General features: G+C 64.1%; 23 protein-coding genes and 1 pseudogene. 10 read left to right on the top strand and 14 right to left on the bottom strand.

All coding sequences use genetic code 11. The annotated features are described in order from the left end of the window. Positions 1-66: 66 nt before the first annotated feature. Together AMD14_RS19335 and AMD14_RS19330 are read left to right on the top strand one after the other, a co-directional pair. A complete protein-coding gene (locus tag AMD14_RS19335) occupies positions 67-681 on the top strand; it encodes a DUF4142 domain-containing protein (RefSeq protein ID WP_011052490.1) in 615 nt (204 codons plus the stop codon). 100 nt (positions 682-781) lie between these two features. Continuing rightward, positions 782-964 carry a DUF3606 domain-containing protein gene (locus tag AMD14_RS19330; protein WP_011052489.1) on the top strand — a complete coding sequence of 61 codons (183 nt, stop codon included), beginning with the start codon at positions 782-784 and terminating at the stop codon, positions 962-964. A gap of 187 nt (positions 965-1,151) precedes the next feature. Here the strand turns inward: AMD14_RS19330 and AMD14_RS19325 are convergent, their stop codons facing one another. The 6 genes from AMD14_RS19325 to AMD14_RS19300 all read right to left on the bottom strand — a co-directional run bounded on the left by AMD14_RS19325 (position 1,152) and on the right by AMD14_RS19300 (position 9,035). Next, entirely contained in the window at positions 1,152-2,927 is a 1,776-nt protein-coding gene (locus AMD14_RS19325; protein ID WP_011052488.1) for an ABC transporter ATP-binding protein, read from the bottom strand. Next, positions 2,924-4,075: a glycoside hydrolase family 1 protein gene (locus AMD14_RS19320; RefSeq protein ID WP_011052487.1), complete on the bottom strand. Its 1,152-nt coding sequence runs from the start codon at positions 4,073-4,075 to the stop codon at positions 2,924-2,926. Before AMD14_RS19320 ends, AMD14_RS19325 begins: the two co-directional genes overlap by 4 nt. Positions 4,076-4,164: 89 nt before the next feature. Continuing rightward, positions 4,165-5,349: a UDP-galactopyranose mutase gene (glf, locus tag AMD14_RS19315; protein WP_015463647.1), complete on the bottom strand. Its 1,185-nt coding sequence runs from the start codon at positions 5,347-5,349 to the stop codon at positions 4,165-4,167. Continuing rightward, complete coding sequence (locus AMD14_RS19310) at positions 5,346-6,530, bottom strand: glycosyltransferase family 1 protein (RefSeq protein WP_011052485.1); 1,185 nt, start codon at positions 6,528-6,530, stop codon at positions 5,346-5,348. The genes glf and AMD14_RS19310 overlap by 4 nt, the downstream gene beginning before the upstream one ends. A gap of 37 nt (positions 6,531-6,567) precedes the next feature. Then, entirely contained in the window at positions 6,568-7,737 is a 1,170-nt protein-coding gene (gene galE, locus AMD14_RS19305; RefSeq protein WP_005911297.1) for a UDP-glucose 4-epimerase GalE, read from the bottom strand. Between the two features lie 431 nt (positions 7,738-8,168). After that, positions 8,169-9,035, bottom strand: coding sequence for an SDR family oxidoreductase (locus tag AMD14_RS19300; RefSeq protein WP_015463646.1), 867 nt, complete (start codon positions 9,033-9,035; stop codon positions 8,169-8,171). 227 nt (positions 9,036-9,262) lie between these two features. Here AMD14_RS19300 and AMD14_RS19295 point away from each other — a divergent pair, with 227 nt between their 5' ends. Further along, on the top strand, positions 9,263-9,904 hold the full coding sequence (locus tag AMD14_RS19295; RefSeq protein ID WP_005911294.1) for a DUF6766 family protein: 642 nt from the start codon (positions 9,263-9,265) through the stop codon (positions 9,902-9,904). A gap of 147 nt (positions 9,905-10,051) precedes the next feature. Beyond that, on the top strand, positions 10,052-10,261 hold the full coding sequence (locus AMD14_RS19290; RefSeq protein ID WP_005926675.1) for a hypothetical protein: 210 nt from the start codon (positions 10,052-10,054) through the stop codon (positions 10,259-10,261). A gap of 106 nt (positions 10,262-10,367) precedes the next feature. On the opposite strand, the gene cydB is transcribed toward AMD14_RS19290, so the two are convergent. From cydB to AMD14_RS19275, 3 genes are all read right to left on the bottom strand, one after another. Further along, complete coding sequence (gene cydB / locus AMD14_RS19285; RefSeq protein ID WP_003490041.1) at positions 10,368-11,390, bottom strand: cytochrome d ubiquinol oxidase subunit II; 1,023 nt, start codon at positions 11,388-11,390, stop codon at positions 10,368-10,370. Next, a complete protein-coding gene (locus AMD14_RS19280; protein WP_011052482.1) occupies positions 11,381-12,790 on the bottom strand; it encodes a cytochrome ubiquinol oxidase subunit I in 1,410 nt (469 codons plus the stop codon). The genes cydB and AMD14_RS19280 overlap by 10 nt, the downstream gene beginning before the upstream one ends. A 290-nt stretch (positions 12,791-13,080) precedes the next feature. After that, complete coding sequence (locus tag AMD14_RS19275; RefSeq protein ID WP_015463644.1) at positions 13,081-13,362, bottom strand: hypothetical protein; 282 nt, start codon at positions 13,360-13,362, stop codon at positions 13,081-13,083. Between the two features lie 529 nt (positions 13,363-13,891). On the opposite strand from AMD14_RS19275, the gene AMD14_RS19270 reads away from it, so the two are divergent. Both AMD14_RS19270 and AMD14_RS19265 read left to right on the top strand, forming a co-directional pair. Next, positions 13,892-15,175 (top strand): sigma-54-dependent transcriptional regulator, encoded by a 1,284-nt coding sequence (locus AMD14_RS19270; protein WP_005921984.1) that lies wholly within the window; start codon positions 13,892-13,894, stop codon positions 15,173-15,175. Beyond that, positions 15,172-15,414: a hypothetical protein gene (locus AMD14_RS19265; protein ID WP_003490034.1), complete on the top strand. Its 243-nt coding sequence runs from the start codon at positions 15,172-15,174 to the stop codon at positions 15,412-15,414. Before AMD14_RS19270 ends, AMD14_RS19265 begins: the two co-directional genes overlap by 4 nt. Here AMD14_RS19265 and AMD14_RS19260 read toward each other — a convergent pair. Then, entirely contained in the window at positions 15,408-15,788 is a 381-nt protein-coding gene (locus AMD14_RS19260; RefSeq protein WP_011052478.1) for a response regulator, read from the bottom strand. The two genes, AMD14_RS19265 and AMD14_RS19260, sit on opposite strands and share 7 nt — an antisense overlap. A 227-nt stretch (positions 15,789-16,015) precedes the next feature. Between AMD14_RS19260 and AMD14_RS19255 the strand changes: the two genes are divergently transcribed. The 3 genes and pseudogenes from AMD14_RS19255 to AMD14_RS19245 all read left to right on the top strand — a co-directional run bounded on the left by AMD14_RS19255 (position 16,016) and on the right by AMD14_RS19245 (position 20,498). Continuing rightward, positions 16,016-19,474, top strand: a complete 3,459-nt coding sequence (locus tag AMD14_RS19255) for a CheR family methyltransferase (RefSeq protein ID WP_011052477.1) — start codon at positions 16,016-16,018, stop codon at positions 19,472-19,474. A gap of 228 nt (positions 19,475-19,702) precedes the next feature. Further along, a pseudogene (locus AMD14_RS25115) lies at positions 19,703-19,895 on the top strand (hypothetical protein). A 30-nt stretch (positions 19,896-19,925) separates the two neighbouring features. Next, the gene (locus AMD14_RS19245) at positions 19,926-20,498 is read left to right on the top strand and encodes a hypothetical protein (protein WP_011052475.1); all 573 of its coding nucleotides are present in this window, start codon (positions 19,926-19,928) and stop codon (positions 20,496-20,498) included. 139 nt (positions 20,499-20,637) lie between these two features. On the opposite strand, the gene AMD14_RS19240 is transcribed toward AMD14_RS19245, so the two are convergent. The 3 genes from AMD14_RS19240 to AMD14_RS19230 all read right to left on the bottom strand — a co-directional run bounded on the left by AMD14_RS19240 (position 20,638) and on the right by AMD14_RS19230 (position 22,603). Continuing rightward, positions 20,638-20,976 carry a hypothetical protein gene (locus tag AMD14_RS19240; RefSeq protein WP_005926707.1) on the bottom strand — a complete coding sequence of 113 codons (339 nt, stop codon included), beginning with the start codon at positions 20,974-20,976 and terminating at the stop codon, positions 20,638-20,640. Between the two features lie 82 nt (positions 20,977-21,058). Further along, positions 21,059-21,958 (bottom strand): manganese catalase family protein, encoded by a 900-nt coding sequence (locus tag AMD14_RS19235; RefSeq protein ID WP_003489633.1) that lies wholly within the window; start codon positions 21,956-21,958, stop codon positions 21,059-21,061. A gap of 138 nt (positions 21,959-22,096) precedes the next feature. Next, positions 22,097-22,603 (bottom strand): YciE/YciF ferroxidase family protein, encoded by a 507-nt coding sequence (locus tag AMD14_RS19230; protein WP_003489632.1) that lies wholly within the window; start codon positions 22,601-22,603, stop codon positions 22,097-22,099. A gap of 481 nt (positions 22,604-23,084) precedes the next feature. On the opposite strand from AMD14_RS19230, the gene AMD14_RS19225 reads away from it, so the two are divergent. Next, entirely contained in the window at positions 23,085-23,279 is a 195-nt protein-coding gene (locus AMD14_RS19225) for a hypothetical protein (RefSeq protein ID WP_040107805.1), read from the top strand. 316 nt (positions 23,280-23,595) lie between these two features. Here the strand turns inward: AMD14_RS19225 and AMD14_RS19220 are convergent, their stop codons facing one another. Beyond that, positions 23,596-24,810, bottom strand: a complete 1,215-nt coding sequence (locus tag AMD14_RS19220) for an FAD-dependent oxidoreductase (RefSeq protein WP_011052472.1) — start codon at positions 24,808-24,810, stop codon at positions 23,596-23,598. Positions 24,811-25,000: the final 190 nt, after the last annotated feature.

Below are 25,000 nucleotides of genomic sequence, written 5' to 3'. Positions count from 1 at the left end.
CCATGCGAACCCAACAATCAATGACCGCCAGATGCGATGCAAGATCGCAATCAACAGGAGACAGCAATGGGACTTTTCAAGATGGTGACCGCTGGGGCGGTGGGCTATGTGGCGTACAAGGCCTGGCAGCGTCGGCAGGGGCAGGCGAGCGATCCACAGGATCCACGGAGCACCACACCCACGGTGGTCGGTAGCACGCCGCCTCACGGCGACCCATTGCGCGACAGCGTGGGCGATGCCCGCGACCGCAAGCAGGCGCTTGGTGCGTTGGCAGTGTTCAACGAAAACGAGCGCACGCTTGCGCAGCTGGCGGTGGTCAAGGGTGTGGAAGGAGAGGTGCTGGCATTCGCACGCAAGATGGACGAGGCCCACAGCGCCGCGTTGACGGATCTCAGCCGGTTTGCGCCGGATCGCAACGGTACGCTTGGTCAGGCTGCCGGAGCGGGCGCCGAAGGCATGCGCAAGCGCCTGCAGGAGCTGCATGGGCAGCAGTTTGAATCGCACTATCTGCAAGCCAGCGTGGACAGCCACGAGCAGGCGTTGGCCCTGCTCGACACACAGCTGAGCAGCGAGCCGGGCTCCAGCGACCTGGGCAAAGAGTTGCAGCGCGCACGCGACACCATTGCCGAGCATCTGGAACATGCAAAGGCGCTGCGCGCCAAGCAGGGCCGGCCCCACTGACCGCAGGTCGCCAGGCAACGCGTCGATACTGCGGCTCTGGCAAGCGTGCGAGCCGCCGGAGTCGCAGCCGGCCACCCGTTGTCCTACACGGGAGATCGCCATGGGCGAACCACAGGATGCAAATCGTCAACCCACCGACATGCACAATGTGAGCATCAACGAGGAATGGGAGTTGCAGTACTGGGCGCGCGAACTGGGAATGCCCGAAGACGACATCAAGCGCGCGGTGCAGGAGGTTGGCAACGTGACGACCAAACTACGCGACTATCGACCACCGCATTGAGGCGTCCTGCAGGACGTAAACAGGCAGCGAACGTTGCCTGTTTTCTGCGCCAGCGATTGCGAAACGTGGATTGCTTTTAGGGCCGACAGCGCGTCTCACGCCATCCACGTTGTATTGGTCGGCTGTAGGCTTGATGTGCCTCGCCACGCAGCGCGCAAGGCAACCAGCGCTTCTCCGCGTAGTCGCCTCACAGTGCGTCGGTTGCAGTCTCGAACCCGGCCGCCTGCCGCTGCCACAAACTATCGAACACGCCACCACTGCCGCGCAGTTCTGCAGGGCTGCCGTCTTCGACCACGCGGCCGTCCTGCAGCACCACGATGCGATCGAAACCAATCACCGTGGACAGGCGATGGGCGACCGCCAACACGGTGCGTTCGCGCATCAGGTGATCCAGCGCAGCCTGAATTTCGGCTTCCGATTCGGTGTCCAGTGCCGAGGTGGCCTCATCCAGAATCAGGATCGGCGCGTCCTTGAGAAAGGCGCGGGCAATCCCCAGCCGTTGTCGTTGTCCGCCCGATAACATCACCCCGCGCTCGCCCACCTGGGTGTCGTAGCCTTCAGGCAATTGCCGGATGAAGCCATCGCAGAATGCATGCCGCGCCGCTTCGTGCACCTCGACATCGCTGGCATCGGGACGTCCGTAGCGGATGTTGTCGCCGATGCTGCGATTGAACAACGCCGTTTCCTGCGGCACCACCGCAATTTTTTCGCGCAGGCTGTCCTGGCTGACCCCGCGAATGTCCTGCCCGTCGATCAGCACGCGCCCGGATTCCACATCGTCCAGGCGCTGGATCAGCGCAATCAAGGTGGACTTGCCGGCACCGGACGGACCCACGATGCCCACCTTCTGGCCGGCCGGAATATGCAGGTTCAATCCCTCCAGCACCGCAGCGCGCTCGGGATAGGCAAAACGCACGTCTTCGAAACGCACATCGCCTTCGGCCAATGCCAGCGGCACGTCCGCATCGACGATGGCGTGCGGTTGCAGAATGATCTGCAAGGTGTCGGCAATGGCACCCAGTTGCTGGGTGGTGTCCACCAGGGTCAGCGCCAGATCGCGCGAGCCATGCAGGATGCGGAAGGTCAGCGCACTGACCAACACCACATCGCCTGCACTCACCGCTCCGGAGCGCCACATGCTGATGGCCCAGATCAGCATGCCGCCGGCCATCAGCGACAGGCAGATGTCGTGAATCACCCGCGCCTTTTCCACGTACATCCAGCTGCGCCGATGCGCCACGGCCTCGTGACCGATCTGTTCGGCCAGCCGCGCGCTTTCGCGATCGCGCGCGGCGAATGCCTTGATCGTCCACACGTTGGAAACCGCATCCACCAACTCGCCACCCACCCGGGCGGCCTGCGCGGCAAAGCGTTGATGCTTGGCGCGGCCGCGGATGCCGAAGCTGGTGATGATGGCCGCCACGATCGCAATGAAGCCGACCAGCGTGGCGGCCATGCGCCAGTCCACCGTCAACAGCAGCACGATGGCGCCGATGAAATCCACGATGGGCGGCACGATCTTCCACGCCAATCCACCGAAGATCTGCCCGGCGGCACTGCCGAGCGCGGTGATGCGGTTGCCCAGCGCACCGGCAAAATGCTCGGTGAAGTAGCGCATCGGGTGGCCGGTGAGGTGGCGGAACAGATCCACGCGGATATCCACCACACTGGCCACCACGGTCCGGCAGCCCAGCCAGCCGCCCAGTCGCCACAGCAGGTTTTCCACCGCGATCAGGCTGATGAACAGGCCTAGCGGCAGCCACACGTTGGCCTGGCTGCGTTGCTCGGTGGCCATCGCGTCCACCAGCATCTTCATGCCGTATTGCACCGACACCGCGCAGCCGGCTGCGCCTACGATCAGGAGCAGCAAGCCACTGAAATGCCACGGTCGTTGGCCAACGTAGTGCCAGAGAAACCGCGCTGGCGTATCCGGCAACAAGGCGGAATGGGCGGACGTACTCACGGGGCGATGTCGGCCAGCGCGAACTGCGGTGCGCGCAGACCGAAACGGTCGTGCTCGTGGCGCAGTTGATCGGCCAGGCCTGCATGCAACGGTCGTTCGCCGTGCTCGTCCGCATAGCCGAGCACGCCGGTGGGGCAATGCCGGTTGTTGTCCCAACCGGGGTAGTCAAGCACCGGATACAGACAGATGCCTTCCATCGCCACGCCGTGCTGCAGGGCCAGCGCAACCTCGCTGCCGACATGATCGAGCCAGGGTGCGCGTTGATCGGCTTCGGCACCGGTTTCGGAGACGATCATCGGGCGGCGGTAGCGCTGCCAGAATTCCAGCATGATGCTCGAGAACGGGCGGTGGTCGGGCGAGTTGCGCAGGATCGGCACGCCGCCCAGATACCATTGATTATCGGAGTAGTAGTTGAGGCCGATGATGTCCAGATACTCCGGCGCACCGCCGAGTCCGGGCCACTGCTTGCCGCAGATCATGTCCCAGGCTTCGAACTGCGCCAGCCGCAGGCGTTCGGCTTCGCGACGCGGGCCGGGCCGGTCGTTGGACGGCACCACATGGATCGCTGGGTCCACTTGCAGGAAGCGCGCGCGCGGATCCACCTGGCGTATCGCGTCGATCGCGGCAATGGTGGCGCGCACCAACTGATGCTTGAGCTCGAAACCGCGCCCGCGCGCCAGCGGATGCATGCGCGCGTGATCGCCGCCATTCCATGCCCAGAACGAGATCTCGTTGAGCGGCGCGTAGAACGGCACCGCGTCGGAGGCGTCCTTGACGCACTGCGCGGCGGCGGCGGCAAAGCGCGCGAAGCGGTCGACGAACTGCGGGGTCCAGATGTCCACACCGTCCGGCCAGCCGTAATGGCACAGGTCCCAGATCACCTGAGTGCCTGTGCTGTTGGCCGCGTGCAGCATCGGCAGGAAGCTGGACCAGTCGTAACGCCCGGGGCGTTGCTCGATCAGATGCCAGCGCAGGCCATCGCGCGCGGTGCGCAGGCCATGCGCCGACAACGCCGCATAGTCCTTGGCGGCCCAGCGGTCGTGCCTGGTGGCGGCAATCAGATCGAGCCTGCGCCCATCGCGGCGGCGGTGGGTCGAACACTCGAATCCCGCCATGAAAAAACTCTCGAACAGTGTGGGGGTATGCATCCAACATCCTGCTGCGCGCGCCGCTGGGTTGCAGCGATGCGTCGATAACTGCCCTGCAGCGACGGCGCTGCAGGGCGGGGCGTGCGTTGTCAGACCGCCAGCTCGGCGCGACGCTGTTCGGCGTCTTCGATGCGCTTGTACAAGGCCAGTGCCTGGCCGACCACCTGATCCATGTTGTAGTACTTGTAGGTGCCCAGCCGGCCAAGGAAGGTGACCTTGGGCGTCTCGGCCGCCAGGCGTTCGTAACGCCGATACAGCTCGGCATTCTCCGCGCGTGGAATCGGATAATACGGGTCGCCCTCGGCCGAAGGATACTCGCGGGTGATGCTGGTACTCGGATGTTGCTGGCCGGTGAGGTGCTTGTATTCGGTAATACGCGTGTAGGCCACCGCTTCGTCCGGATAATTGACCGTGGCCACCGCCTGGAAGTGCTCCTGGTCCAGCGTGCTGTGTTCGAACCTGAGCGAGCGGTACGGCAGCTTGCCGTAGCAGTAGTCGAAATATTCGTCCACCGGCCCGCTGTATACCAGCTGGTCGTACTCCAGCTCGTCGCAGATCTCGCGGTACTCGGTATTGAGCATCACCTTGATGTTGGGGTGATCGAGCATGCGCTCGAACATGCGCGTATAGCCGTGCAGCGGCATCTGCTGGAAGGTGTCGGTGAAGTAGCGGTCGTCGTCGTTGGTGCGGGTCGGCACGCGCGAGGTCACCGACTTGTCCAGCTGCGAGGGATCCAGCCCCCACTGCTTGCGCGTATAACCGCGGAAGAAGGTTTGGTAGAGCTCGCGGCCCACCTGATTGATCACCACATCTTCGCTGGTCTGGATGTCCGCCACCGGCTCGGCGCGGCCGGCCAGGAACGCTGCGGCCTGTTCTTCGGTGGCCAGTTGCAGGCCGTACAGCCGGTTCAACGTGGTCATGTTGATCGGGATCGGCACCTGCTGCTCGCCAACTTGCGCAAGCACGCGGTGCGCATACGGACGCCACTGGGTGAAGCTGGAGAGGTAATCCACGATGCGCTGCGCATTGGTATGGAAGATGTGCGGACCATAACGATGGATCAGCACGCCGGCATCGTCATGGAAATCGTAGGCATTGCCGCCGATATGCGGGCGACGGTCGACCACCAGCACACGCTTGCCGAGGCCGGCGGCCAACCGTTCGGCCAACACGCTGCCGGCAAACCCGGCGCCGACGATGAGGTAATCGAAACCGCGCCGCGCGTTGCCGCGCGTGCGACGGGCGGCAAGCGGCGCCGCGGCCGGCGGGGTCATTGGGTCCAAGAAAGCGTCTCCTTCATCAAATCGTAGGTGTGGTCCCAGGACATATCGCCCAGCACGCCATCGGCGCGGTCGAGCAACTGTGCGCGATCGGCACTGTCCTGCAGTGCCGCTTCGCAGGCAGCCACGAACGCATCGGCGGTCGCGGCAATGCGCACCACGCCGGTGTCGCCATAGGTGCGCACCACATCGTGGATGGGCGTGGACACCACCGGGCAGCCGCCAGCGAGGTATTCGGGCGTCTTGGTCGGGCTGATGAAGCGCGTGGAGGCATTCATCGCAAACGGCATCAACGCCACCTCCCACCCGGAGAGATAAGCAGGCAGTTCGTCGTAAGTCTTGCCACCCAAATAGTGGATGTTGGCGGCCTGCGGCAGCTCGGAGGGGGCGATCTTGACCACCGGGCCAATCATCACCAATTGCCAGTGCGGCCGCTGCGTCGCGATCGCGCGTAGCAGCTGGACATCGAATCGCTCGTCGATGACACCGTAGAAGCCCAGCCGCGGGTGCGCGATGCCGGCCTGGTCGTCAGGCTCCTGCTGCGGCAAGCGCGCGGCGGCAAAATGCGCCACGTCCACGCTGCTCGGGAATGCGTGCGCGTTGGCGTGCAACGCGCGTTTAGCCTCCCAAATGCTGTAACCGCCGGTGAAGACCACATCGGCGCGCTGCAGCAGTGCACGCTCGCGTTGCACCAGCTCCGGCGGCGCACCACGAAAGGCCGACAGCTCGTCCATGCAGTCGTAGATGACCATGCGCGCAGGCAGATGCGCACTGAAGCTCTGGCTCATCGGCGCGTAGTACCACAGCAACAAGTCGCGTACGCCCAGCTCGGCCAGGTAGCCATCCAGCAAGCGGCGTTGCACCTGCACGGCATCCTCGCCCTCACACCCGGCGGGCAGGCGCGGCACCAAGACGTGCACGCCGTGCTCTTCGCCACGCACCTCCAACCAGGGCTCGGCTGCATCGCAGGCGATGGGCTCTTCCCAGAACAGCACATTGGCATCGCGTGCAAAGCGCGACATCAGGTGCTGCGGGCGCTGATAGACAAAACTCCAGCGCAGATGCGACAGACACAACAGCGTGGGCCGCGCGGGATCGAACCGCGGCGTACTGTCGGATGGAACCGCGCGGCGGGTCTTGCCGATCGCGTATTGGAACTGACCAGCCCAACTCATGGAATGCCCTCGTAGGAAAGAAACGGGTCGTTGCGTATTACACGCGGGAAAAGCCAGTGGCGACCACGAGCGTGCTTACCGGCTCGCTGCGACGGCGCGTGTCCGGGCCGGGCGATAGCCGGGGCGCTGGTGCCGGCAGCTCGCGCGCACCTTCGCGCTCTGGCACGGCCGCCGCGGTGCGCGGGCGCGGCAAACGCGAACCGGCATAGCCATCCGGATACATCGACTGCCAACGCCAGGTGTCGCGACACATGCGGTCCAGGTCGTATTCCGCGGTCCAGCCCAGCAGCCGGTTGGCCAGCGCGGTGCTGGCGAAGTACACCGCCACATCGCCATCGCGACGCGGCGCGATGCTCAGCGGAATGCGCCTGCCACTGGCGCGCGCGAACGCGGCCGCCACCTCGCGCACGCTGTAGCCACGCCCGGTGCCCAGATTGACCACCAAGCCCTTGCGCTGGCGCTGCAGGTAATCGATGGCGTCCACATGTGCGCGCGCCAGATCCATCACATGCAGATAGTCGCGCACGCCGGTGCCGTCGTCGGTCGGATAGTCGTCGCCGAAAACCTGCAGTGCCTCGCGACGCCCCACTGCCACCTGTGCGATGTAGGGCATCAGGTTGTTCGGTACTCCTCGCGGGTCTTCGCCCAGATATCCGCTCGGGTGCGCACCCACCGGGTTGAAGTAGCGCAGCAACGCCGCGTTGAAATCCGGCCAGGCGGCGCTGAGGTCGCCGATCATTTCTTCCATCATCAGCTTGGTGCGCCCGTAGGGGTTGATCGCCTTCAGTGGCGCGCTTTCGTCGATCGGGCTGCGGTTGGCGTCGCCATACACGGTGGCCGAAGAACTGAATACCAGGTTGCACACCTTGGCAGTCCGCATCGCGCGCAGCAGCGCCAGCGTGCCGGTGACATTGTTGTTGAAGTACAGCAGCGGCTCGCGCACCGATTCGCCAACGGCCTTGAGCGCGGCAAAATGCAGGACGGCGTCGATGCGCTTGCCGATCAGTAAATCGGCAAGCTCGGGCGCACGCACATCCATGCGATGAAACTCCGGGCGAAATCCCATCAGATGCTGCAGATGGTCGAGCACGCGTTCGGAGGAGTTGCTCAAATTATCGACAATGCACACTTCGTGCCCACGCTGCGCCAGTTCCACGCAGGTGTGCGAGCCGATATAGCCGGTGCCGCCGGTGACCAGAATTCTCATTGTCGTCTGCCTTATAGGGGCGCTACTGCGCTGGCCTGCCGATGGCGCGGATGCATCACGTCGTATGCTTCGATGCGCGTGGGGTGATGTCGTCACGCCAGCAGTGGGTTTGCACCTGCGCCACGCAGGCGTGGCGGGCAGCACTGTTTCGAAGAGGGGTCGTGCATCACGTTCCAACGTCATCTACGGTAGGAGGCCGACCGTGAGCGCAACCGCAGGAAGGGGTGTGTGCCACGCGAGCGCAACGTTGACCGGAAGCTCACTTCGGCTGTGCGTTTTGCGCGCTGTGGCAATGCGCCCGAGTGACTGCACGGCAAGCGAGCGCGACGTGGCGTGCGCTAATGCGCGCCGAGAATCCACAAAAGAAGTGGCCCAATAAAAAGCCCGCGTCGCTCGATCAGCGACGCGGGCCCGGCAACAATGCGACAGCGTTACAGCGTGACCGCGCCGCCAGAGATGGTCAGCAAGGTGCCCGAGGTGTAACTGGCCGTGTCGGCCGCAAGCATGACATACGCCGATGCCAGCTCGACCGGCTGACCCGGGCGCCCCATGGGGGTCTGCCCGCCGAAGTTTTCCACCGATTCTTCGTCCATGCCGGAGGGAATGAAGGGTGTCCAGATCGGGCCCGGCAGCACCGCGTTGACGCGGATGTTCTTCTCCGCCAGCACACCGGCCAGGCCGATGGTGAGGTTGGCCAGCGCGCCCTTGGTCGCGGCGTAGGGCAGAATGTTGGGCGTAGGTTTCTTCGACTGCACCGAGGCGGTGTTGATGATGGAGCCGCCGTCGGTCATGAGCGGCACCGACAGGCGTACCAGATTGAAGGCCGCATGCACGTTGGTGTCGAAGGTCTTGCGCCATTCGTCCAGGGTGATGTCCTCGAAGGTCTCGAAGTACTTCTGGTAACCGGCGTTATTGACCAGAATATCCAGGCCGCCCAGGGTGCTGTTGACTTTGTCGACCAAGGCCGCTGCCTGGCTCGGGTCGCTGATGTCGCATCCCACCAGCAGCGCCTTGACGCCGGCCTTTTCGATCAAGGCGCCAATGCGCGCGGCGTCTTCCTGCTCATCGGGAAGAAAGGCAATCGCCACATCCGCGCCTTCGCGTGCATAGGCAATGGCAACCGCAGCGCCGATGCCGCTGTCGCCACCGGTAATCAGTGCACGCTTGCCTTTCAACTGGCCGTGGCCTACGTAGCTGTCTTCGCCATGGTCCGGGCGCGGATCCATCTTCTCGGTGCGGCCGGGAAAGCTTTGCTTCTGTGGCTTGAAGGGCGGGCGTGGATAGTTGGGTACGGGCATCGTGGTCTCCTGGCAGTGACTTTGTTGGTTGCACGCCAGTGTGGTGACGCAAACGTAAATATCCGGGCTAAACGATGTGCGCATGGCGTGTGTTGCCGATCGCGCCCTGTGCGCGGCAGGCAGTACACCGGCAATGCGGTGGCATGCAGAACAGCGCGGCTGCACGCAAACTTCATGCGGTTTTGCCGAGGACGCTCGATACTGCGCGCATCGCCAGGAGGTCATCCATGTTCTTGCGTCGTAATGGGCTGTCGTTGTGTCTGCTTGCGTTGACTATCTTCTTCATCGGTTGCCAGGTCTATGCCGGATTGCACGCGTACAACGATGAGTTGCGCGAGCAGGGGCAGCCGACGCTGCTGCTGTCTGCGTATCTGCACAGCCCGCATTTCATGTCTGCATTGTTCGAAAACTGGGAGAGCGAATTCCTGCAGATGGGGATGTACGTGCTGCTCACCGTGAAGTTGCGTCAGGTGGGCTCTGCCGAATCGCGCCCGCTCGATCCCACGGAAGAAACCGTTGAGATCAAATCTGGACCCACGCCCTGGCCGGTACGTGCCGGCGGGGTATGGAGACGGCTGTACGACCACTCCCTGGCAATCGCGTTCGCGGCGCTATTCCTGATGAGCTTTGCGCTGCACCTGGTCGGCAGTTGGCGGCTGGAGGTGACGGAACGTGCGCAGAAGGGCTTGCCACCGATCACGGTGCTGGAGCATTTCACCAGCGCATCGTTCTGGTTCGAATCGATGCAGAACTGGCAGAGCGAGTTCCTGGCGGTGTTCTCGCTGGTGGTCCTGACCATCTGGTTGCGGCAGAAGGATTCGCCGCAGTCCAAGCCGGTCGAGGCGCCGCATTCGCAGACTGGCGGGTGAAGCGGCTTGAGCCGTTTGCGAGGTGGCGAGGCGTGCGAAGCCGGGCCTGCGCGCTCCACTGTGAGAGTGAGTCGCCAGCTACGCACTTCACGCAACCACCGGGCTTCGTTCACCACCCCGCAATGCCTGCGCGCCTAGCGTTGGGTGATGACGACCACGCAGGAGATGAGCATGGGCAGCGAACCGAAAAAGCCTTGGGGCCCGGAAGACGACCAGAAAAAGCCGTTTACGCCGCAGGAGCGTCGCAACGAGGATGTCGAATGGAAGGTGCACGACATGCCCGACGATGATCCTGACGTCAACAAGGCCGATCCCGAACACGACTACGAACGGCCGGACGGATCGGAAAAACGCTGAAGCAAGCCGCTAGCATCGCTGGAGCGCCCGCCACGCGGGCGCTGTTCGTTTGCCTGGATGCATGTGTCTCAACGCACGGCATATCGCATGCGCGCCGCACTATCGCCTAGTGGTGATGGTGATAGCCCACATCGGCGGCGATCTTGCCGCGGAACACACGGTACGACCACACCGTATAGCCGAGCACCAGCGGCAGCAGTACCACCAGGCCCACCATCGGGAAGATCTGCGAAGAGGGCGGCGAGGCCGCCTGCCAGATAGTGTAACTCGGCGGCACCAGATACGGCCACATGCCCAACACCAGGCCAATGAAGCCCAACACGAAGATCGCCAGGGTCAACAGGAAGGGCCATGCGTCGCTGCGCGAGCTGTCGCTGCTGCGCCATAGCGCAAGCGCTACGCCTGCGGTCATCAGCGGAATCGGCGACAGCCACCAGAAATTGCCGTGCTCGAACCAACGCGCCATCACATGCGAGCTCAGGAACGGCAGCCACGCGCTGACCAGCACGACGAAGGTCACCACCACGCCCACCAGCGGCTTGGTCAGCTGCCGCGCCAAGGTGTGGGTGCGCCCATCGGTCTTGAGGATCAACCAGGTGCTGCCAAGCAGTGCATAACCGAATACCAGCGCAGCACCGGTGAGGATGGTGAACGGGCTGAACCAGCCGAACACGCCGCCGGTATAGCGCCCATTGGTAAGCGGCATGCCTTCCACCAGCGCGCCGAGGATGATGCCTTGCGCGAACGCGGTCAGGATCGAGCCGGCAATGAACGACAAGGTCCACAGCCGCCGCGAGCGCTGTGCCTTGAAACGGAATTCGAACGCCACCCCACGAAACACCAGCGCCATCACCATCAACAGCACCGGTAGGTACAGGCCGGACAGGATCACCGCATACGCCGTGGGAAACGCAGCGAACAGACCGGCGCCGCCAAGCACCAGCCAGGTTTCGTTGCCGTCCCAGATGGGCGCGGCGGTGTTCATCATCAGGTCCACTTCCTGTTCGTCGCGCGCGAACGGCGCCAGCATGCCCAGCCCGAGCACGAAGCCGTCCAGCACCACGTACATCAGCACGCCGAAACCGATCACGCCAAACCACACCACCGGCAACCAGTAACTCAGTTCCATGGCGTGTTCTCCTGTTCCAGTGACGTCTGTGCTGCAGACAGCGGGCGTGCCGGCGTGTGGTCGCCACCGGCCACATCCGGCCCGTCGCGGCTGGGTTGCGGCCCGGCGCGTACCAGCTTGGTCAGATAAAAGATGCCGAAGCCGAACACGAATGCGTAGCCCAGCAAATACACCAGCAGCGATACCGCCACTGTCGCAGTCGATTGCGGGCCCACCGCGTCGGCAGTACGCAGCAGCCCGTACACCACCCACGGCTGGCGCCCGATCTCGGTGACGAACCAGCCGGCCACCAGCGCCATCAATCCCGCCGGCAGCATGAGGTTCCATGCCAGGATCAGCGGCCTGGCATGCAGGCGGCCACGCCACCATGCAATGGCCGAGATCCACGCCAGCAACAACATCGTCATCCCCAGACCCACCATGATGCGGAAGGCGAAGAATACCGGCGCCACCGGCGGCCGTTGATCGGGCGGCACCGACGTCAGCGGCGTAATGTCGCCGTCTGCGCTGTGGGTCAGGATCAGGCTACCCAGGCGCGGGATGGCCACCTCATAGTCGTTGCGCTCGGCCTCTGCATTGGGCAGCGCAAACACCACCAAGGGCACGCCGGCGCCATGGCCTTCGCTGTGCCAGTGCGCCTCCATCGCGGCGACTTTGAGCGGCTGATGTTCCAACGTGTTGAGCCCGTGCTGGTCGCCCACCAGTATCTGGATCGGTAGCACGATGGCGGCAAATGCCACCGACAAGCGCAACATGCGGGCGCCGGCATCCACATGCAGCCCTTTGCGCAGGTAGTAAGCGCCGACGCCGCCAACCACGAAGCAGGTGGTGATGAACGAACCCAGCGCCATATGGGCCAGGCGATACGGAAACGACGGGTTGAAGATGATCTGCAGCCAGCTGACCGGTTGCACGATGCCGTTGACCATCGTGTAGCCACGCGGGGTGTGCAGCCAGCTGTTGGACGACAAGATCCAGAACGTGGACACCAGCGTGCCGATCGCCACCATGCAGGTGGCGAAGAAATGCAGGCGTTCGGACACCCGGCCCCAGCCGAACAGCATCACCCCCAGGAAGCTGGCTTCCAGGAAGAACGCAGTAAGCACCTCATAGCTCAGCAACGGGCCGATCACACTACCGGCAATGCGGCTCAGCTCGGGCCAGTTGGCGCCGAACTGGAAGGCCATGACGATGCCGCTGACCACACCCATGCCGAACGACACCGCAAAAATGCGCAACCAGAAAAAGTACAGCCGCTTCCAGGTCTCGTCGTGCGTGCGCAGCCACCGCCATTCCAGAAAACCGAGCAGGTTCGCCAGGCCAATGGTGAAGGCCGGAAACAACACATGGAACGAAATGACGAAGGCGAACTGGATACGGGACAGCAGCAGCGCTTCCACAGGTTTCTCCTAACGCCTGGTCGGGTACGGTAGTGCCGGCACAGGGGCCACGGGACGGGATGCTGGCCGGTCAGGCGCAGCTGGCACCTGCCCGGCGCGCGAGCAGCGGGACGTGGCAGCGCAAGACCACCGCGTGCCGGCGCGTATTGCCAACACCAAGCCTGCGCCCATCACGCGCGGAAAAGATTGACCTGGCGCACCGTGGGACACCTTGCCTCCCCCTTAGAACCCCGCTGCGATCACGGCAGGCGTGCAACGCACCAATCAAGCGAGCCCAACCGGTGGGCGCATCATCCTTGGTGTAAGTGACGCAGGCAACGCGGCGCCAGCCAATCGGCGAGCACGGCATTCATCGAGCCGGGGGTAAGGCGCAGCGCATCGCGCACGGCCTTGATCGCTTCCGCATCGGTCAAGTGCGGGCGCGCGTTGTATGCCGCGCAGACTGCCCGGATCGTGCCTTCGGGAATGCCATCGAATGCGTAATAGCCAAGCTGGCCTCGGCGGTGTTCGCCACGCCAGTAGTCCAATTCGGTTTGCACATCGGCCTGCACGGGCGCCGTGACTGCGTGCATGGGACACCTCGCTCGCTGGATCGGGCGAGTGTTCGCCGCACCCCGGAAGGAATGCGTGAGCGCGTTGTGCACGCTGCCTCCACAAGCGGTGCGTAGGCTGTGGGTAACCCAGCAGACCCGATGCGGTTCCTGAGGTTCATGCGGCGCCATGGTGGCGTCGGCTTACGTCAGCCCCGGCTGATATCCTGGCTCCGATACAGGCACGCAAGCGAGCTCAGCCAGCGCTCGATCAAGACGGCACCCGTCGTTGGACTGGCGCTGCCGCGGCAAACCTTGCACTCCTTGGCGTTTCGGCATTCTCGACGCGGCGGCCTACCCAGAGCGTGACGCTTGGCACTGGCGCGATCGAGCGCTTCCATGCGTACTTCGCCCACCACCCTCAGGGCGGGCTCGACTGGGGGAAGGGCGCCGCATCATTCACAGAGCGTGACAGCAACAGGCAATTTCCGATGTGGTGTGTCAGCGCATTTCGCGCGGCCCTCACAATTCTCAACTGAACATGTATCAGTCATTGCGGACAGAAGCGCTCATGGACCGTCTTTCCTGCGCCATCATCGACGACGACGTGGAGTTCTGCGATCAGGTGGTTGAACTTGCCACCGATAGCGGCTTCCATGCCAAGGGCATTCACACCCTTGGCGAAGCCAGCCGCTGGCTGGACATCAACTTTCCCGACCTGTTGGTAGTGGATGTTGGCCTGCCAGACGGCAGCGGTTTCGATCTGATCGAACGGCTCGACCCGGACCACACCCCGCAAATCGTTGTGGTGTCGGGCGATTACGCGCGCGAAACCCAGGGCCGCGCCCAGCAGTTCGGGGTCAGCGAATTCCTGACCAAGCCGTTCGCGCCCGAACGCCTGGAACGGGTGCTCGGGGGACTGCGCGAAGCGCAACAGGGCAACCTGGGCATCGTCGGCAACAGCGACAGCATCGTCATGCTGCGCAAGGACATAGTGCGCGTGGCGCCGACCGATCTGAATGTACTGGTGACCGGCGAAACCGGCACCGGCAAGGATCTGGTGGCGCGCGCCATCCACCGTGTGTCCGGTCGCCGCGGACGCTTCGTACCGGTCAATTGCGGGGCCATTCCGGAGGAGCTGCTGGCCAGCCAGTTGTTCGGCCACGAGCGCGGCAGCTTCACCGGCGCCGACCGTCGGCATGCCGGGTTCCTGGAGCAGGCCGCAGACGGCACGCTGTTCCTGGATGAAATCGGCGAGATGCCCAAGCGGCTGCAGGTGTATCTGCTGCGGGCGATCGAATCGCGCAGCTTCATGCGCGTGGGCGGCAACGAGGAAATCGCACTGGATGCGCGCGTGGTGGCAGCCACCCATCAGCACGTGCAGCGCGAGCAGGCGGTGCTGCGCGAAGACCTGTTCTACCGTCTCAACGAATACCCGATCCAGGTGCCGCCGCTGCGCGAGCGCCGCGGCGACGCGCGCCTGCTTGGCTTGCGCGCGATCGACGAGCTCAACGCCAAATACGGCAAGCGCAAGTTGCCGACCAAATCGTTGCTGCGCTACCTGGCCTACCATGCCTGGCCGGGCAATGTGCGCGAGCTGCGCTCGTTCATCCACTATCTGTATCTGCGCTCCGATGGCGATCTGTTGAGCGCTCCGGATGTGGAGCAGACCGTGCCGCAGGCCGATCAGGACGGCTTGCTCATTCCTGCCGGCTGGACCATGCGCCAGGCCGAAGACGCGATGATCGAATCGGCACTGGCGCGTACGCGCTTCAACAAAAAGGCCGCCGCGCGCGAACTGGGCATCAGCGTGCGCACCTTGCATAACCGGCTCAGCGACAAGGACGCGGAGTGAGCGACGCACCGCGTGGGCAGCGGCGCGAGTTGCTGCACCAGTTGCGCAACCGTCTCAACGTGATGGGCTTTGCGTTGTATGCGTTGCGCAACGAGAGGTCAAAGCCGCTGGAAACGCTGCGCACGGCGCATCAGGCCGCTGTCGAACTGCTCAATCAGCTCGGCGAGCAAGAGCGCGCCCTGCAGCAGCCCGGCGTGGAACCGGGCGATAACGGTCAGCCCGCCTGCGCCGATCAGTGATTGACCGTCTCGCTCTGGTGGCTGAGCAAGCTGGCGATCGTGCGCGGGTTATAGGGCTTCATGCAGTACGACAGATGCGCAAAGCGCTGCGGCAGCGTATAGCGGCCGTAGCCGGAGCAGAAGGAGAACGGCACGCCGCGCTTCATCAATGCATCGGCGACCGGAAACACCGCCTGGCCGCGCACGTTGACATCCAGCAAGGCGCCATCGATGGCCTGACCCGACGCCACCAGCGAGAGCGCGTCGGGCACATTGCCGACCGGTCCCACCACGTTGACGCCGGCTTCCACCAACAAGTCGTTGAGCGCTTCGGCCAGCAAGTAATCGTCCTCGACAACAAGAATGCGGCGGCCGGCGAGTGCAGTGTCGTGCATGAGTGCAGTGTCGTGCATGACAGGCTCCAGAGCGGTGGCGTTTCAGGCAACGCGCGCAAGCATGGTGCTCGCACTGCAGGTTAACGCGGCGCGCAAGCAGACGCTTCCAAGACCGGTCTCTGCAATGCGCGCGCGTGATGGGAATAAGTGCTGCATGGCAGTCCGGCGTGCTTTACGCGATCATTACCGATTGCGCCTGACCCCAGCGCTGCGACGATAGTGCCGCCATGACCGACGACGAAACCTCCACCAACGACATCGCCACGGATGCAGGCACGCAGCCGCCCTTATTCGTGCTTGGCGTGGGCGCCGCCGGCATGGATGCCGATCGCTTGGCAGAACTGCTCGATGCGGTTGGCGGCGCTTCGAATCTGGCCATCATGCTGCTGTTGCGCGACCGCCAATTATTGGATGAGGCGCGCCTGCGCGAACTGCTTGGCAGTCAGGCCACCCTGCTGTCGGTGCCCAATGATGGTGAGCGGCTGCAACCGGGGCGCTTCTATCTGCCGCCGGCCGATACGGTCGTGACGCTGGAAGAAGGGCGCATCCGCCTGCGCGCCTTGTCCGGCGGCGAGAGCGACCACGGGCTGATCGACAGCTTCTTCGTCTCGATGGCGCATGACCAGGACGGCAATGTGATCAGCCTGATCATGGGGCGCTTCGATGGCGACGGCACGCTGGGAACCGCGGCGATCCGCGAATGCGGGGGTCTGGCGCTGGCCGTGGACGACGCCGCACTGCATGGGCTGGACCTGCGCAGCGCCAGCAACCCGGCCGCCATTACCGACGACATCCTGCCGTTGCCGCAGATCGCTGAACGTATCGCTGCGCACATGCAGCGCCACCACGGCTTTGGTCATCCGCTACCGATGGGTGTGCGCAACGGTAGCGAGAGCGACAAGCTCAGCCAGGTCGCCGCCATCCTGCGCAATACCACCGGCCACGATTTTCATGGTTACAAGCGCGCCACCTTCCTGCGCCGCGTGCAACGGCGCATGCAGGTCGCACAGGTTGAAACCTTGGAGCAGTATCTGGAGATATTGCGCAATCGTTTCGACGAGCCGTTGCAGCTGTTCAACGACCTGCTGATCGGCGTCACCAAGTTCTTTCGCGACCGCCGCGAGTTCGAATTCCTTGAGGAACAGGTGATTCCGCGGCTGTTTCAGGGCAAACACACCGGCGACAGCCTGCGCATCTGGGTGCTGGGCTGCTCTACGGGCGAAGAAGCCTATTCGCTGGCGATGCTGCTGCGCGAACATGCCGAGACCCTGGACACTGCGCCACGCATCCAGATCTTCGCCAGCGATATCGATGGGCGCGCACTGGCCACTGCGCGGGTGGGGCGCTATGCCTCCAGCATCGTCGGTGAAGTTGCGCCCGAGCGGCTGCGGCGCTGGTTCGTCAAGGAAGGCGACACCTATGTGGTGAGCAAGGAGCTGCGCGAGCTGTGCGTGTTCTCCCAGCACAGCATCGTCAAGGACCCACCGTTTTCGCGGTTGGATATGGTGTCGTGCCGCAATCTGCTGATCTATCTGGATGCCGAATTGCAGAATCGGGTGATCCCGATCTTTCATTTCGCCATCCGTCCGGGCGGTTATCTGTTCCTGGGCAATGCCGAAAACGTCTCGCGGCACGCGCAATTGTTCACCCCGGTGGAGCGGAGCTTTCGGGTCTTCCAGCGCATCGATACCGACAGCAATGTGCACGCGACCTTTCCGACCATGCAACTTGCGGGTGCCGGCAGGGCGCCTGCCCCGCCGATACAGCAGCGTAGCCCCAGCAACGCACTGGTGCGCGCTGGCGAGCGCATCGCCGACCGTTACGCGCCGGCGTATGCGGTGCTGGACGAGCAATTCGAGGTGCTGCATTTCTCGTCGCAGGCCGGGCGCTTCATCCGCCCTGGCGGTGGCACGCCCAGTCTCAACCTGCTCAACCTGATCCATCGCGACTTGCGCCTGGACTTGCGCAGCGCGCTCAGCCGCGCCGAACGCGACCGTTCACCGGTGCACGTCAAGGGCATCCAGGTGCACGAAGACGCGGCGACCTGGGCGGTGAACCTGTTCGTCGAGCCGACCGCCGACTCGGACGTGCCGCGCGGCTACGTGGTGCTGTTCCAGGAAGTGGAAGCGCGCGAACCGGTGGAGCTGCCCGCCCCAGACGACAGCGTGCACGACGATGGTCATGTGCAAGTGCTGGAAAACGAGCTGCGTATCACCCGCGAGCGCCTGCAATCGATGATCGAAGAGCTGGAGAGCACCAACGAGGAGCTCAAGTCCTCCAACGAGGAAGTGACCACCGTCAACGGCGAACTGGCCCATCGCGTGCAGGAGCTCGCGCATGCCAACAGCGATCTGAAAAACCTGCTGGAAAGCACCCAGATCGCCACCGTCTTCCTCGACAACGAATTGCGCGTCACCAACTTCACCCCGGCCGTCACCGACATCCTGCCGCTGGTGGAAAGCGACATCCAGCGCCCGATCAGTCACATCAAGCTGCATGTGGATTACGACCAACTGCAGGATGATGCGCGACGGGTGATCCGCACCCTGGCCGTGCTCGATCGCGAGATCGAGAACCCCACCACGCATGCGCGCTACATGGTGCGCGTGTTGCCGTATCGCACAGTGGACAATTTCATCGGTGGTGCGGTGCTGACCTTCATGGACGTGACCCCGCTCACGCGCGCCGAGCGTGCGCTACGCAGCAGCGAGCAACGCCTGCGCACCTTGATGGAAGGCATCCCGCAGTTGGTGTGGCGCTCGCTCGACGGCGGCCGCTGGACCTGGTCCAGCCCCCAATGGTCCAGCTATACCGGCCAGGACGATGCCGAGAGCCTGGAGCTGGGTTGGTTGCAGGCGGTGCACCCGGACGATCGCGAGCCGACCATGAATGCCTGGCTGGGGAGTGCGTCCAGCGGCGGGCTGGATATCGAACACCGCCTGTTCAATGCGGCCGAACAAGGCTACCGCTGGTTTCACACCCGCAGCGCTCCGGTACGCGACGAACGCGGACAGGTGCTGGAATGGCTGGGCACCTGCACCGAATCGGACAACCTGCGTCGCCTGCAGGAAGAACAGCGCGTATTGGTGGCCGAGTTGCAGCACCGCACGCGCAACCTGATCACAGTGGTGCAATCGGTCGCCAAGCAGACCGTGCAGACCACCCAGAGCATGCCCGAGTTCGCGGTCAAGTTCGACGACCGGCTCGCGGCGTTGTCGCGCGTGCAGGGGCTACTGTCGCAATCGGACAATATGCCCACCACCATCGGCGCCTTGCTGCGCATGGAACTGGAGGCGCTGGGAGCAGAGCCGGATCAAAAACGCATCGTGGCGGAAGGCCCGAACGTGGCGCTGCGCAAATCCACCGTGCAGACGCTGGCATTGGCGCTGCACGAACTGGCCACCAACGCACTCAAGCATGGCGCCTTGGCGGTGGACACCGGCACCTTGTCGATCCGCTGGGAGGTCGTCTCCGGCAGCGATACGCCTGCGCGCCTCAAGCTGTTGTGGATCGAAGAAGGCGCCAGCACTCAGCTGCGTGACGACCGTGATGAAGTCAGCGGCTTCGGCCGCCGCCTGATCGAAAAGGCGTTGCCGTACAGCCATGGCGCGCAGACGCGCTACGAGCTCAGCGATACGCGCCTGGAATGCGAGATCCAGCTGCCGCTCAATCCGGTGAACGGGTGAGTTGGATCGGCACGCGTTGCGGGGCTGCAGGGACATCGCCGCTGTAGCGAGCAGGGTGTGCACATGCACGGCCCGGCACATGTTGTGATGCGCATGTTTGAGTGCCGGGCATGCGGCCTTAGCGGCGTGAAGACGTACACAACCATCCAGACCGCGAGTGAAAGAGCGCTGTACCGCGCAAGACACTGGTGCATTGCATGCGTGCCTTCGACGGCAATTCTGCTGCACGTGCTTGTGCATCTAACAACGTGGCGTTGCGCTGTCCACGTGCAGCCAACGGAAAATACTGCGCGATGGTGCAGATACTGCGGCCGATTCGGCTTTCGCAGTGCGCGTTGTGCAACTGAAGCTGCGTGAAACCAGTGCCGCACCGATCTTTGCCCATGTCAAAAAGTTGGCGCGCATTGTGCGTAACCACTGAGGTCATCGAGATGTACACAGTGGAGTAGTCATGATTACGCGCATTCTTCAGTTGTCCGCCCGCGTGGCGAGCAATGCTTGGGTCGAGATCGGCGTGGGCGCCGACGCCGACATTCTGGTCGCCGACCGTGGCGGCAAACGCGAAGAGCGTGCCACCTTCGGTCGGCGCGCTCCGGGGCAGCAGCGTTCGATTCATTTGCAGGAGCCCGGCGGATTGGGCGGCGTGGATCTGGCCATCTGGGAAACCCAACGCTGCGTCATTCCGCTGTGCGGTTTCGTCTGTACTGCATCGGCAGATGGCACCACCGCCGCGACCTGGTTGAGCCAGGACGGCAGTGCGGTGTATGCCGCCGGATTACGCAACGTGATGGACATCGGCGGACGCCTGCAGATGGGATTCTCGTTGCTTGTCGCCTCATCGGCGAGTATGCCCACCTACCGGCCGCTGTGTATCGATGCCGACCTGAGCAAGTGGCTGCACATGGGCGGCGCCGAGGCCATGCGCCATCTCACGCCCTGGCGGCTGGAACGCTGCACCGCTGCGGCAGGCGTCCGGCCAGAATGGGCGAGCGAGGCGGCCTCGGCGCGGATCGCACGGGTGTGAGCGCGCGCGCCACGCAGCCACGAAAGAAGGGGCCCAGCGGGCCCCTCATCGTTTTGGTAGTGCTGATGGATCCTGATTGTCGCTTGGTGGCGAGCGCGCCGCGAGCAGGTCAACCGACCGATGGCAGGCTGGCAATCGCTCAGTTGCTCTCGGATTCCTCAGCGCTGTCGTCCAGCGCGCGTTGCTGCGCGTCGATGTGTTGCTGCTTGCCGTAAGTGCCGCTCTGGCCGAAGTTGGGTTGGGTGCTGCCATCGCGTTCCGGGTGACCGTCGGGTTCGCCTTCGCCCAAGCTACCGCCGCGGCCATGACCGCGTTGATGCAACGCTTCCGGCGCGCCGTCGCGCGGCGGCTGTGCGTCGCGGGTCTGGACCGCCGATGGATCGCTGCGCCCCCGGCCATCCACCGATGCGTCGGGACCGTTGCCGCGGTAAGCCGATTGACGTTCATCGTGCGTGTCGAGTCTGGATTTCTCGTTCATGCCAACTCCTGTGCAGTGCAATGAAAAAGCCCGGAGCGTGATGGCCCCGGGCTGGTGACGGGTGCAACTGCACCCATCGGGTTTAACGCTGGATATCGCCGGTGGTGGAACCGGCGCCCGGGCCTGCACCCAGGTCTGCACCAGTGACGCGGTCCAGTTCGGGATTGGAGAGCAGGCGTTCGGACATGGCATCCAGTGCCGCGGTCTGCGTGGCATCCAGCGCAACCGTGGCAGAGCCGTCGCCACCATCGACGGCGGCCTGCGCTTCGCGGTCTGCAATCACCTCCCACTGTTCGCCGGCATTCCACGGGCCGATCATGTCGCCCTCGCCCTGCGAGGTGTTGTAGTACTTGTCGGTGAAGCGCGGGTCGCCCGGCAACTTGCCCGGCGGGAAATTCGGCTCGATCGAGTACAAGGCTTTTTCGAACGACTTCTGGTGCGCCACTTCGCGCGTCATCAAAAAACGCAGCGCATCCACGATGCCCGGATCGTCGGTGACGTTGATCAGGCGCTCATACACCAGCTTGGCACGCGCTTCGGCCGCGATATTGGAGCGCATGTCGGCCGTGGGGCAGCCGATGCTGTCGACATACGCCGCCGTCCACGGCACGCCGCTGGAATTGACCAAGGCCGGGCCACCGCCATACAGAATCTGCTGGGTATGGCTGGTGCTGTTCTGGGTCATGTTGCGCATCTCCATGGCTTCTTCCATGCCCTCGGAGAGCACTGCTTTGGGCCCCTTGTTGAGCATGGCGATGATCGAGCCGATGATTTCGAGATGGCTGATCTCTTCGGTGGCGATGTCGAACAGCAGATCCTTGCGGCCCGGGTCGTCCTCGCCCAGTGCCTGGGTGAAGTAGCGCATTGCAGCGGCAAGTTCGCCCTGCGGTCCGCCGAACTGTTCCAGCATCAACGTCGCCAGATCCGGATTGGGCTGGGCGACGCGGACGGTGTACATCAAACGCTTGTTGTGCATGAACATGGGTGGTGCTCCATGGCTGGTGCCCGGCAACTACGACCACTCAGGGAGCGGGCAGAAACGTGGGGCTTTGGCTTTCGGGGGGATGCCCGCAGGGATATGCAAGCGACGCAGGACGGCGGTGCCGTCCTGCGCGGTGACTCAGGCGGCCTTGCTGGCCTTGGATGCCTTCTGGTTGCCGCCTTGCTCGGCGAGCAGGGTCAGCTTTTCGTCGGTGGCCTTTTCTTCTTCCAGCGTGGCGAGCAGCAGCGGCAATGCATCGGCATAACCGAGTTGCTTGGCTATGGCGGCAATGGTGCCGTACGAGGCGATTTCGTAATGCTCCACCTTCTGCGCACCGCCGATCAGTGCCGCATCGCGCACCGGGCCGGCCTCGATTTCATCGATGACCTCGCGGCTCTCCTCCACCAGGCCTTCCATCGCAGCGCATTTGATGCGCTTGAGCTTGATGCCCAGAACCTCGACGACCTGGTCGATGCGTTCGATCTGGCCTTGGGTTTCTTCCAGATGAGTTTCGAAGGCCTGCTTCAGTTTCGGCTCGGTGGCCGCACGCGCAAGACGCGGCAGCGACTTGGTCAGCTGCTTCTCGGCGCTGTAGATGTCCGACAGCTCGTGGATGAAAAGGTCTTCGACAGTCTTGATCGCCATGTGTGGCTCCTTTGGTTGGTCAGAGGGTGGGGCGCTGCGGTTCGCCATGTCGGTGGCAATGCCTTGATGAGTTCGCGTTGCACGCCTGCGAACAAGCGTGCCGATGCATCGCGTACGACAACTTCGAAAACGCCAAGGTGCGTCTCGCTCGCCCGCAGAGCAGGATTGTGAGCACATCACCTGACCTTCCAAAACGCGCCGTTTCCATCGCTTCGATCTCCAGGCGGTACCGCGTGGTCGCTACGCTAGTCCTGCGAGTGTTAGCGGGATTGGTGGAAACGGTGATCCCGATGCGATGGCGACCTGTGCCGTGATGCACGCCGCGCTCGCTGCGTGCGCGATGAAAGGCCATTCGATTGGCACGCCTGCTACAGCGATTACATGTGCATGAATGCGGCGACGCTTCCGCATCGCTGCACTCCAGCATCGATCCACGTCGATGCGGTACAACGGCGATCGAACTTTTCGCGAGGCCCGTGCGATGACGCCGCTGGACAAACCCTTACGTCGCCAACTGCGGATCGGCGACCAGGCATATACCCTGATCATCGATCCGCAAGGTCTGAAGTTGGTCGAGAAAGGCAAGCGTAAAGGCGTGGCCTTGCGCTGGGACGAACTGGTCAGCGGCGACGCCGCGCTGGCCAGTGCATTGCAGGCTTCGCTTGAAGATCGTTAGCGTGGCGATGCCGAGCAGCGTCTAGAGCGGCGAATGAAACGCCTGCGTACATCGCCTGGCGGGCGCGGCTGGTGCTCGGTGCGGTCGCGTATACCCTGCGGTTCGCTTGCGCCATCCACGCCGAGCTGAAGCGTGCTTGATAGACTGTTGACGCTGCCCTGGGCGCCGATCGATATTCCCACGACCAGAACACGTGCAATGGTTGGCCCGGCACGACCTCCTGCAGTGCTGGCCTTCGGTAGCGGCCACTGCACATCACTCCCAGCACAGATGCCCTCTGCAATCGGCACGCAGGCCACCACCGCGCCCGCATCGCTCAGCGTGTGGCGAACAGCCGCGCCAGCTCGCGCACCGCCGCTTCCGATGCGGCGCGATCGGGCATGGCGTCCGCGTTATTGAAGTCGTGCGCGCCCTGCGCTTGCACCAACAATCCGTCGCGTCGCGGCACGACATTGAGATTGTGGCCGCGCCAGACCAGGCCATAGGTGACTTCCGGTTGCGGAATCAGGCGCGCGGTCTGCCCGCGCACCGGAATCACGCTGTCGTCGCCCAGCAAGGCGCGCGCACCGTAGCCAGTGGCGTTGATCAGGATCTTCTCGCGCAGATCGCCGAATTGGCGCGGATGCTCGAACTCGCGCGTATAGAGCTCGCCGCCTGCCTGCAGGAAGTCATCCATCAACAGCCGCGCATAGGCGCTGAGGTTGAAGGTGAGCTGGCTGTAGCGGCGCACGAACGGCACCGGAAATGGATGACCACCGGGCGCCACCGGCTGCGAGCGCGGGCCCAGATCATCGAGCAGTTCGCGCTCCAGCGGCGGATAGTCCGGCTCATGCGCTTCGGCAGAGGCGATAGGTTGATCGAAGGGCACATCCGAGAGCACATAGCCATCGCGCCATGCAATCGGCTCGCCGGGCAGGCCCAGCAAGGTCTGATAGCGGCGAAACGACGTGCGCGCCATCGCTTCCCAGCGCGTCTTGAAGTCTGCGGTGGCGTACTCGCTGGTGCACACGCGCGAATCCGGCGACCACACGCCGGTGGCATAGAACGAGCGCACATCCGGCAGACGCTCGCGCGCGTAGATGCGCACACGCAAGCCGGCGCGCTGCGCCACCAGGGCGGTGGTCAAGCCGATTGCGCCACAGCCGATCACCGCCAGCTCGCGCGCAGCCGGGTCGGCCGCACGCACCAACCGTAATGCCTGTTCGGCGGCACCCCACGAGAGCGACCACCCACTGCCGCCATGCCCGTAGTTGTGCACCACCGTCTTGCGCCCGAGACGCTCGGCTTCGATCCGCGGCCCCTGCGCGCGGAACGGGCGCGTGCAGCCGTTGATGGCGATGATGCGATCGACCGAAGCGCGCATCGGCGCCAATGGCGGGGTCGCCGCGAACGGCGCAGGCAGGCCATCCGGTGGCGTCGCCGGCAGCGTCGCCGGCGGCATGGCGAGCGTCTTGTCGGTTGCTGCCCAGCTGGCGGTGGAGGCGGCCGCCAGCGCAACACCTGCGCTGCGTAGAAAATGACGACGATGCATGCAACTCCCTTACGTGGTGTGGTGGGTGATGTGGTCGCCATGATGCGGCTCGCCACCCCTGCGGATGCACGCTGCGGCCATCGACATGTGCTGTCTGCCCACGGGCGGCGACCGAGCGCGGCCTGCGCAGGGCCGGCATGCGTCCAGCATAGCGCGCGCATCTGCCGCGGCCGTGGCCCGGCACCATGGT

The sequence above is a fragment of the Xanthomonas citri pv. citri genome, assembly GCF_000961215.1.
In the GTDB taxonomy this organism is placed as follows: domain Bacteria; phylum Pseudomonadota; class Gammaproteobacteria; order Xanthomonadales; family Xanthomonadaceae; genus Xanthomonas; species Xanthomonas cissicola.
Note: the sequence above shows the minus strand (reverse complement) of the source record. Positions and strands in the feature narration are given on the sequence as shown.

Coding starts and splice junctions, on each gene's coding strand:
- AMD14_RS19335 (WP_011052490.1), top strand. CDS start 67: ATGGGACTTTTCAAGATGGTGACCGCTGGGGCGGTGGGCTATGTGGCG.
- AMD14_RS19330 (WP_011052489.1), top strand. CDS start 782: ATGGGCGAACCACAGGATGCAAATCGTCAACCCACCGACATGCACAAT.
- AMD14_RS19320 (WP_011052487.1), bottom strand. CDS start 4,075: ATGCATACCCCCACACTGTTCGAGAGTTTTTTCATGGCGGGATTCGAG.
- glf (WP_015463647.1), bottom strand. CDS start 5,349: ATGACCCCGCCGGCCGCGGCGCCGCTTGCCGCCCGTCGCACGCGCGGC.
- AMD14_RS19310 (WP_011052485.1), bottom strand. CDS start 6,530: ATGAGTTGGGCTGGTCAGTTCCAATACGCGATCGGCAAGACCCGCCGC.
- galE (WP_005911297.1), bottom strand. CDS start 7,737: ATGAGAATTCTGGTCACCGGCGGCACCGGCTATATCGGCTCGCACACC.
- AMD14_RS19300 (WP_015463646.1), bottom strand. CDS start 9,035: ATGCCCGTACCCAACTATCCACGCCCGCCCTTCAAGCCACAGAAGCAA.
- AMD14_RS19295 (WP_005911294.1), top strand. CDS start 9,263: ATGTTCTTGCGTCGTAATGGGCTGTCGTTGTGTCTGCTTGCGTTGACT.
- AMD14_RS19290 (WP_005926675.1), top strand. CDS start 10,052: ATGACGACCACGCAGGAGATGAGCATGGGCAGCGAACCGAAAAAGCCT.
- cydB (WP_003490041.1), bottom strand. CDS start 11,390: ATGGAACTGAGTTACTGGTTGCCGGTGGTGTGGTTTGGCGTGATCGGT.
- AMD14_RS19275 (WP_015463644.1), bottom strand. CDS start 13,362: ATGCACGCAGTCACGGCGCCCGTGCAGGCCGATGTGCAAACCGAATTG.
- AMD14_RS19270 (WP_005921984.1), top strand. CDS start 13,892: ATGGACCGTCTTTCCTGCGCCATCATCGACGACGACGTGGAGTTCTGC.
- AMD14_RS19260 (WP_011052478.1), bottom strand. CDS start 15,788: ATGCACGACACTGCACTCGCCGGCCGCCGCATTCTTGTTGTCGAGGAC.
- AMD14_RS19255 (WP_011052477.1), top strand. CDS start 16,016: ATGACCGACGACGAAACCTCCACCAACGACATCGCCACGGATGCAGGC.
- AMD14_RS19245 (WP_011052475.1), top strand. CDS start 19,926: ATGATTACGCGCATTCTTCAGTTGTCCGCCCGCGTGGCGAGCAATGCT.
- AMD14_RS19240 (WP_005926707.1), bottom strand. CDS start 20,976: ATGAACGAGAAATCCAGACTCGACACGCACGATGAACGTCAATCGGCT.
- AMD14_RS19235 (WP_003489633.1), bottom strand. CDS start 21,958: ATGTTCATGCACAACAAGCGTTTGATGTACACCGTCCGCGTCGCCCAG.
- AMD14_RS19230 (WP_003489632.1), bottom strand. CDS start 22,603: ATGGCGATCAAGACTGTCGAAGACCTTTTCATCCACGAGCTGTCGGAC.
- AMD14_RS19225 (WP_040107805.1), top strand. CDS start 23,085: ATGACGCCGCTGGACAAACCCTTACGTCGCCAACTGCGGATCGGCGAC.
- AMD14_RS19220 (WP_011052472.1), bottom strand. CDS start 24,810: ATGCATCGTCGTCATTTTCTACGCAGCGCAGGTGTTGCGCTGGCGGCC.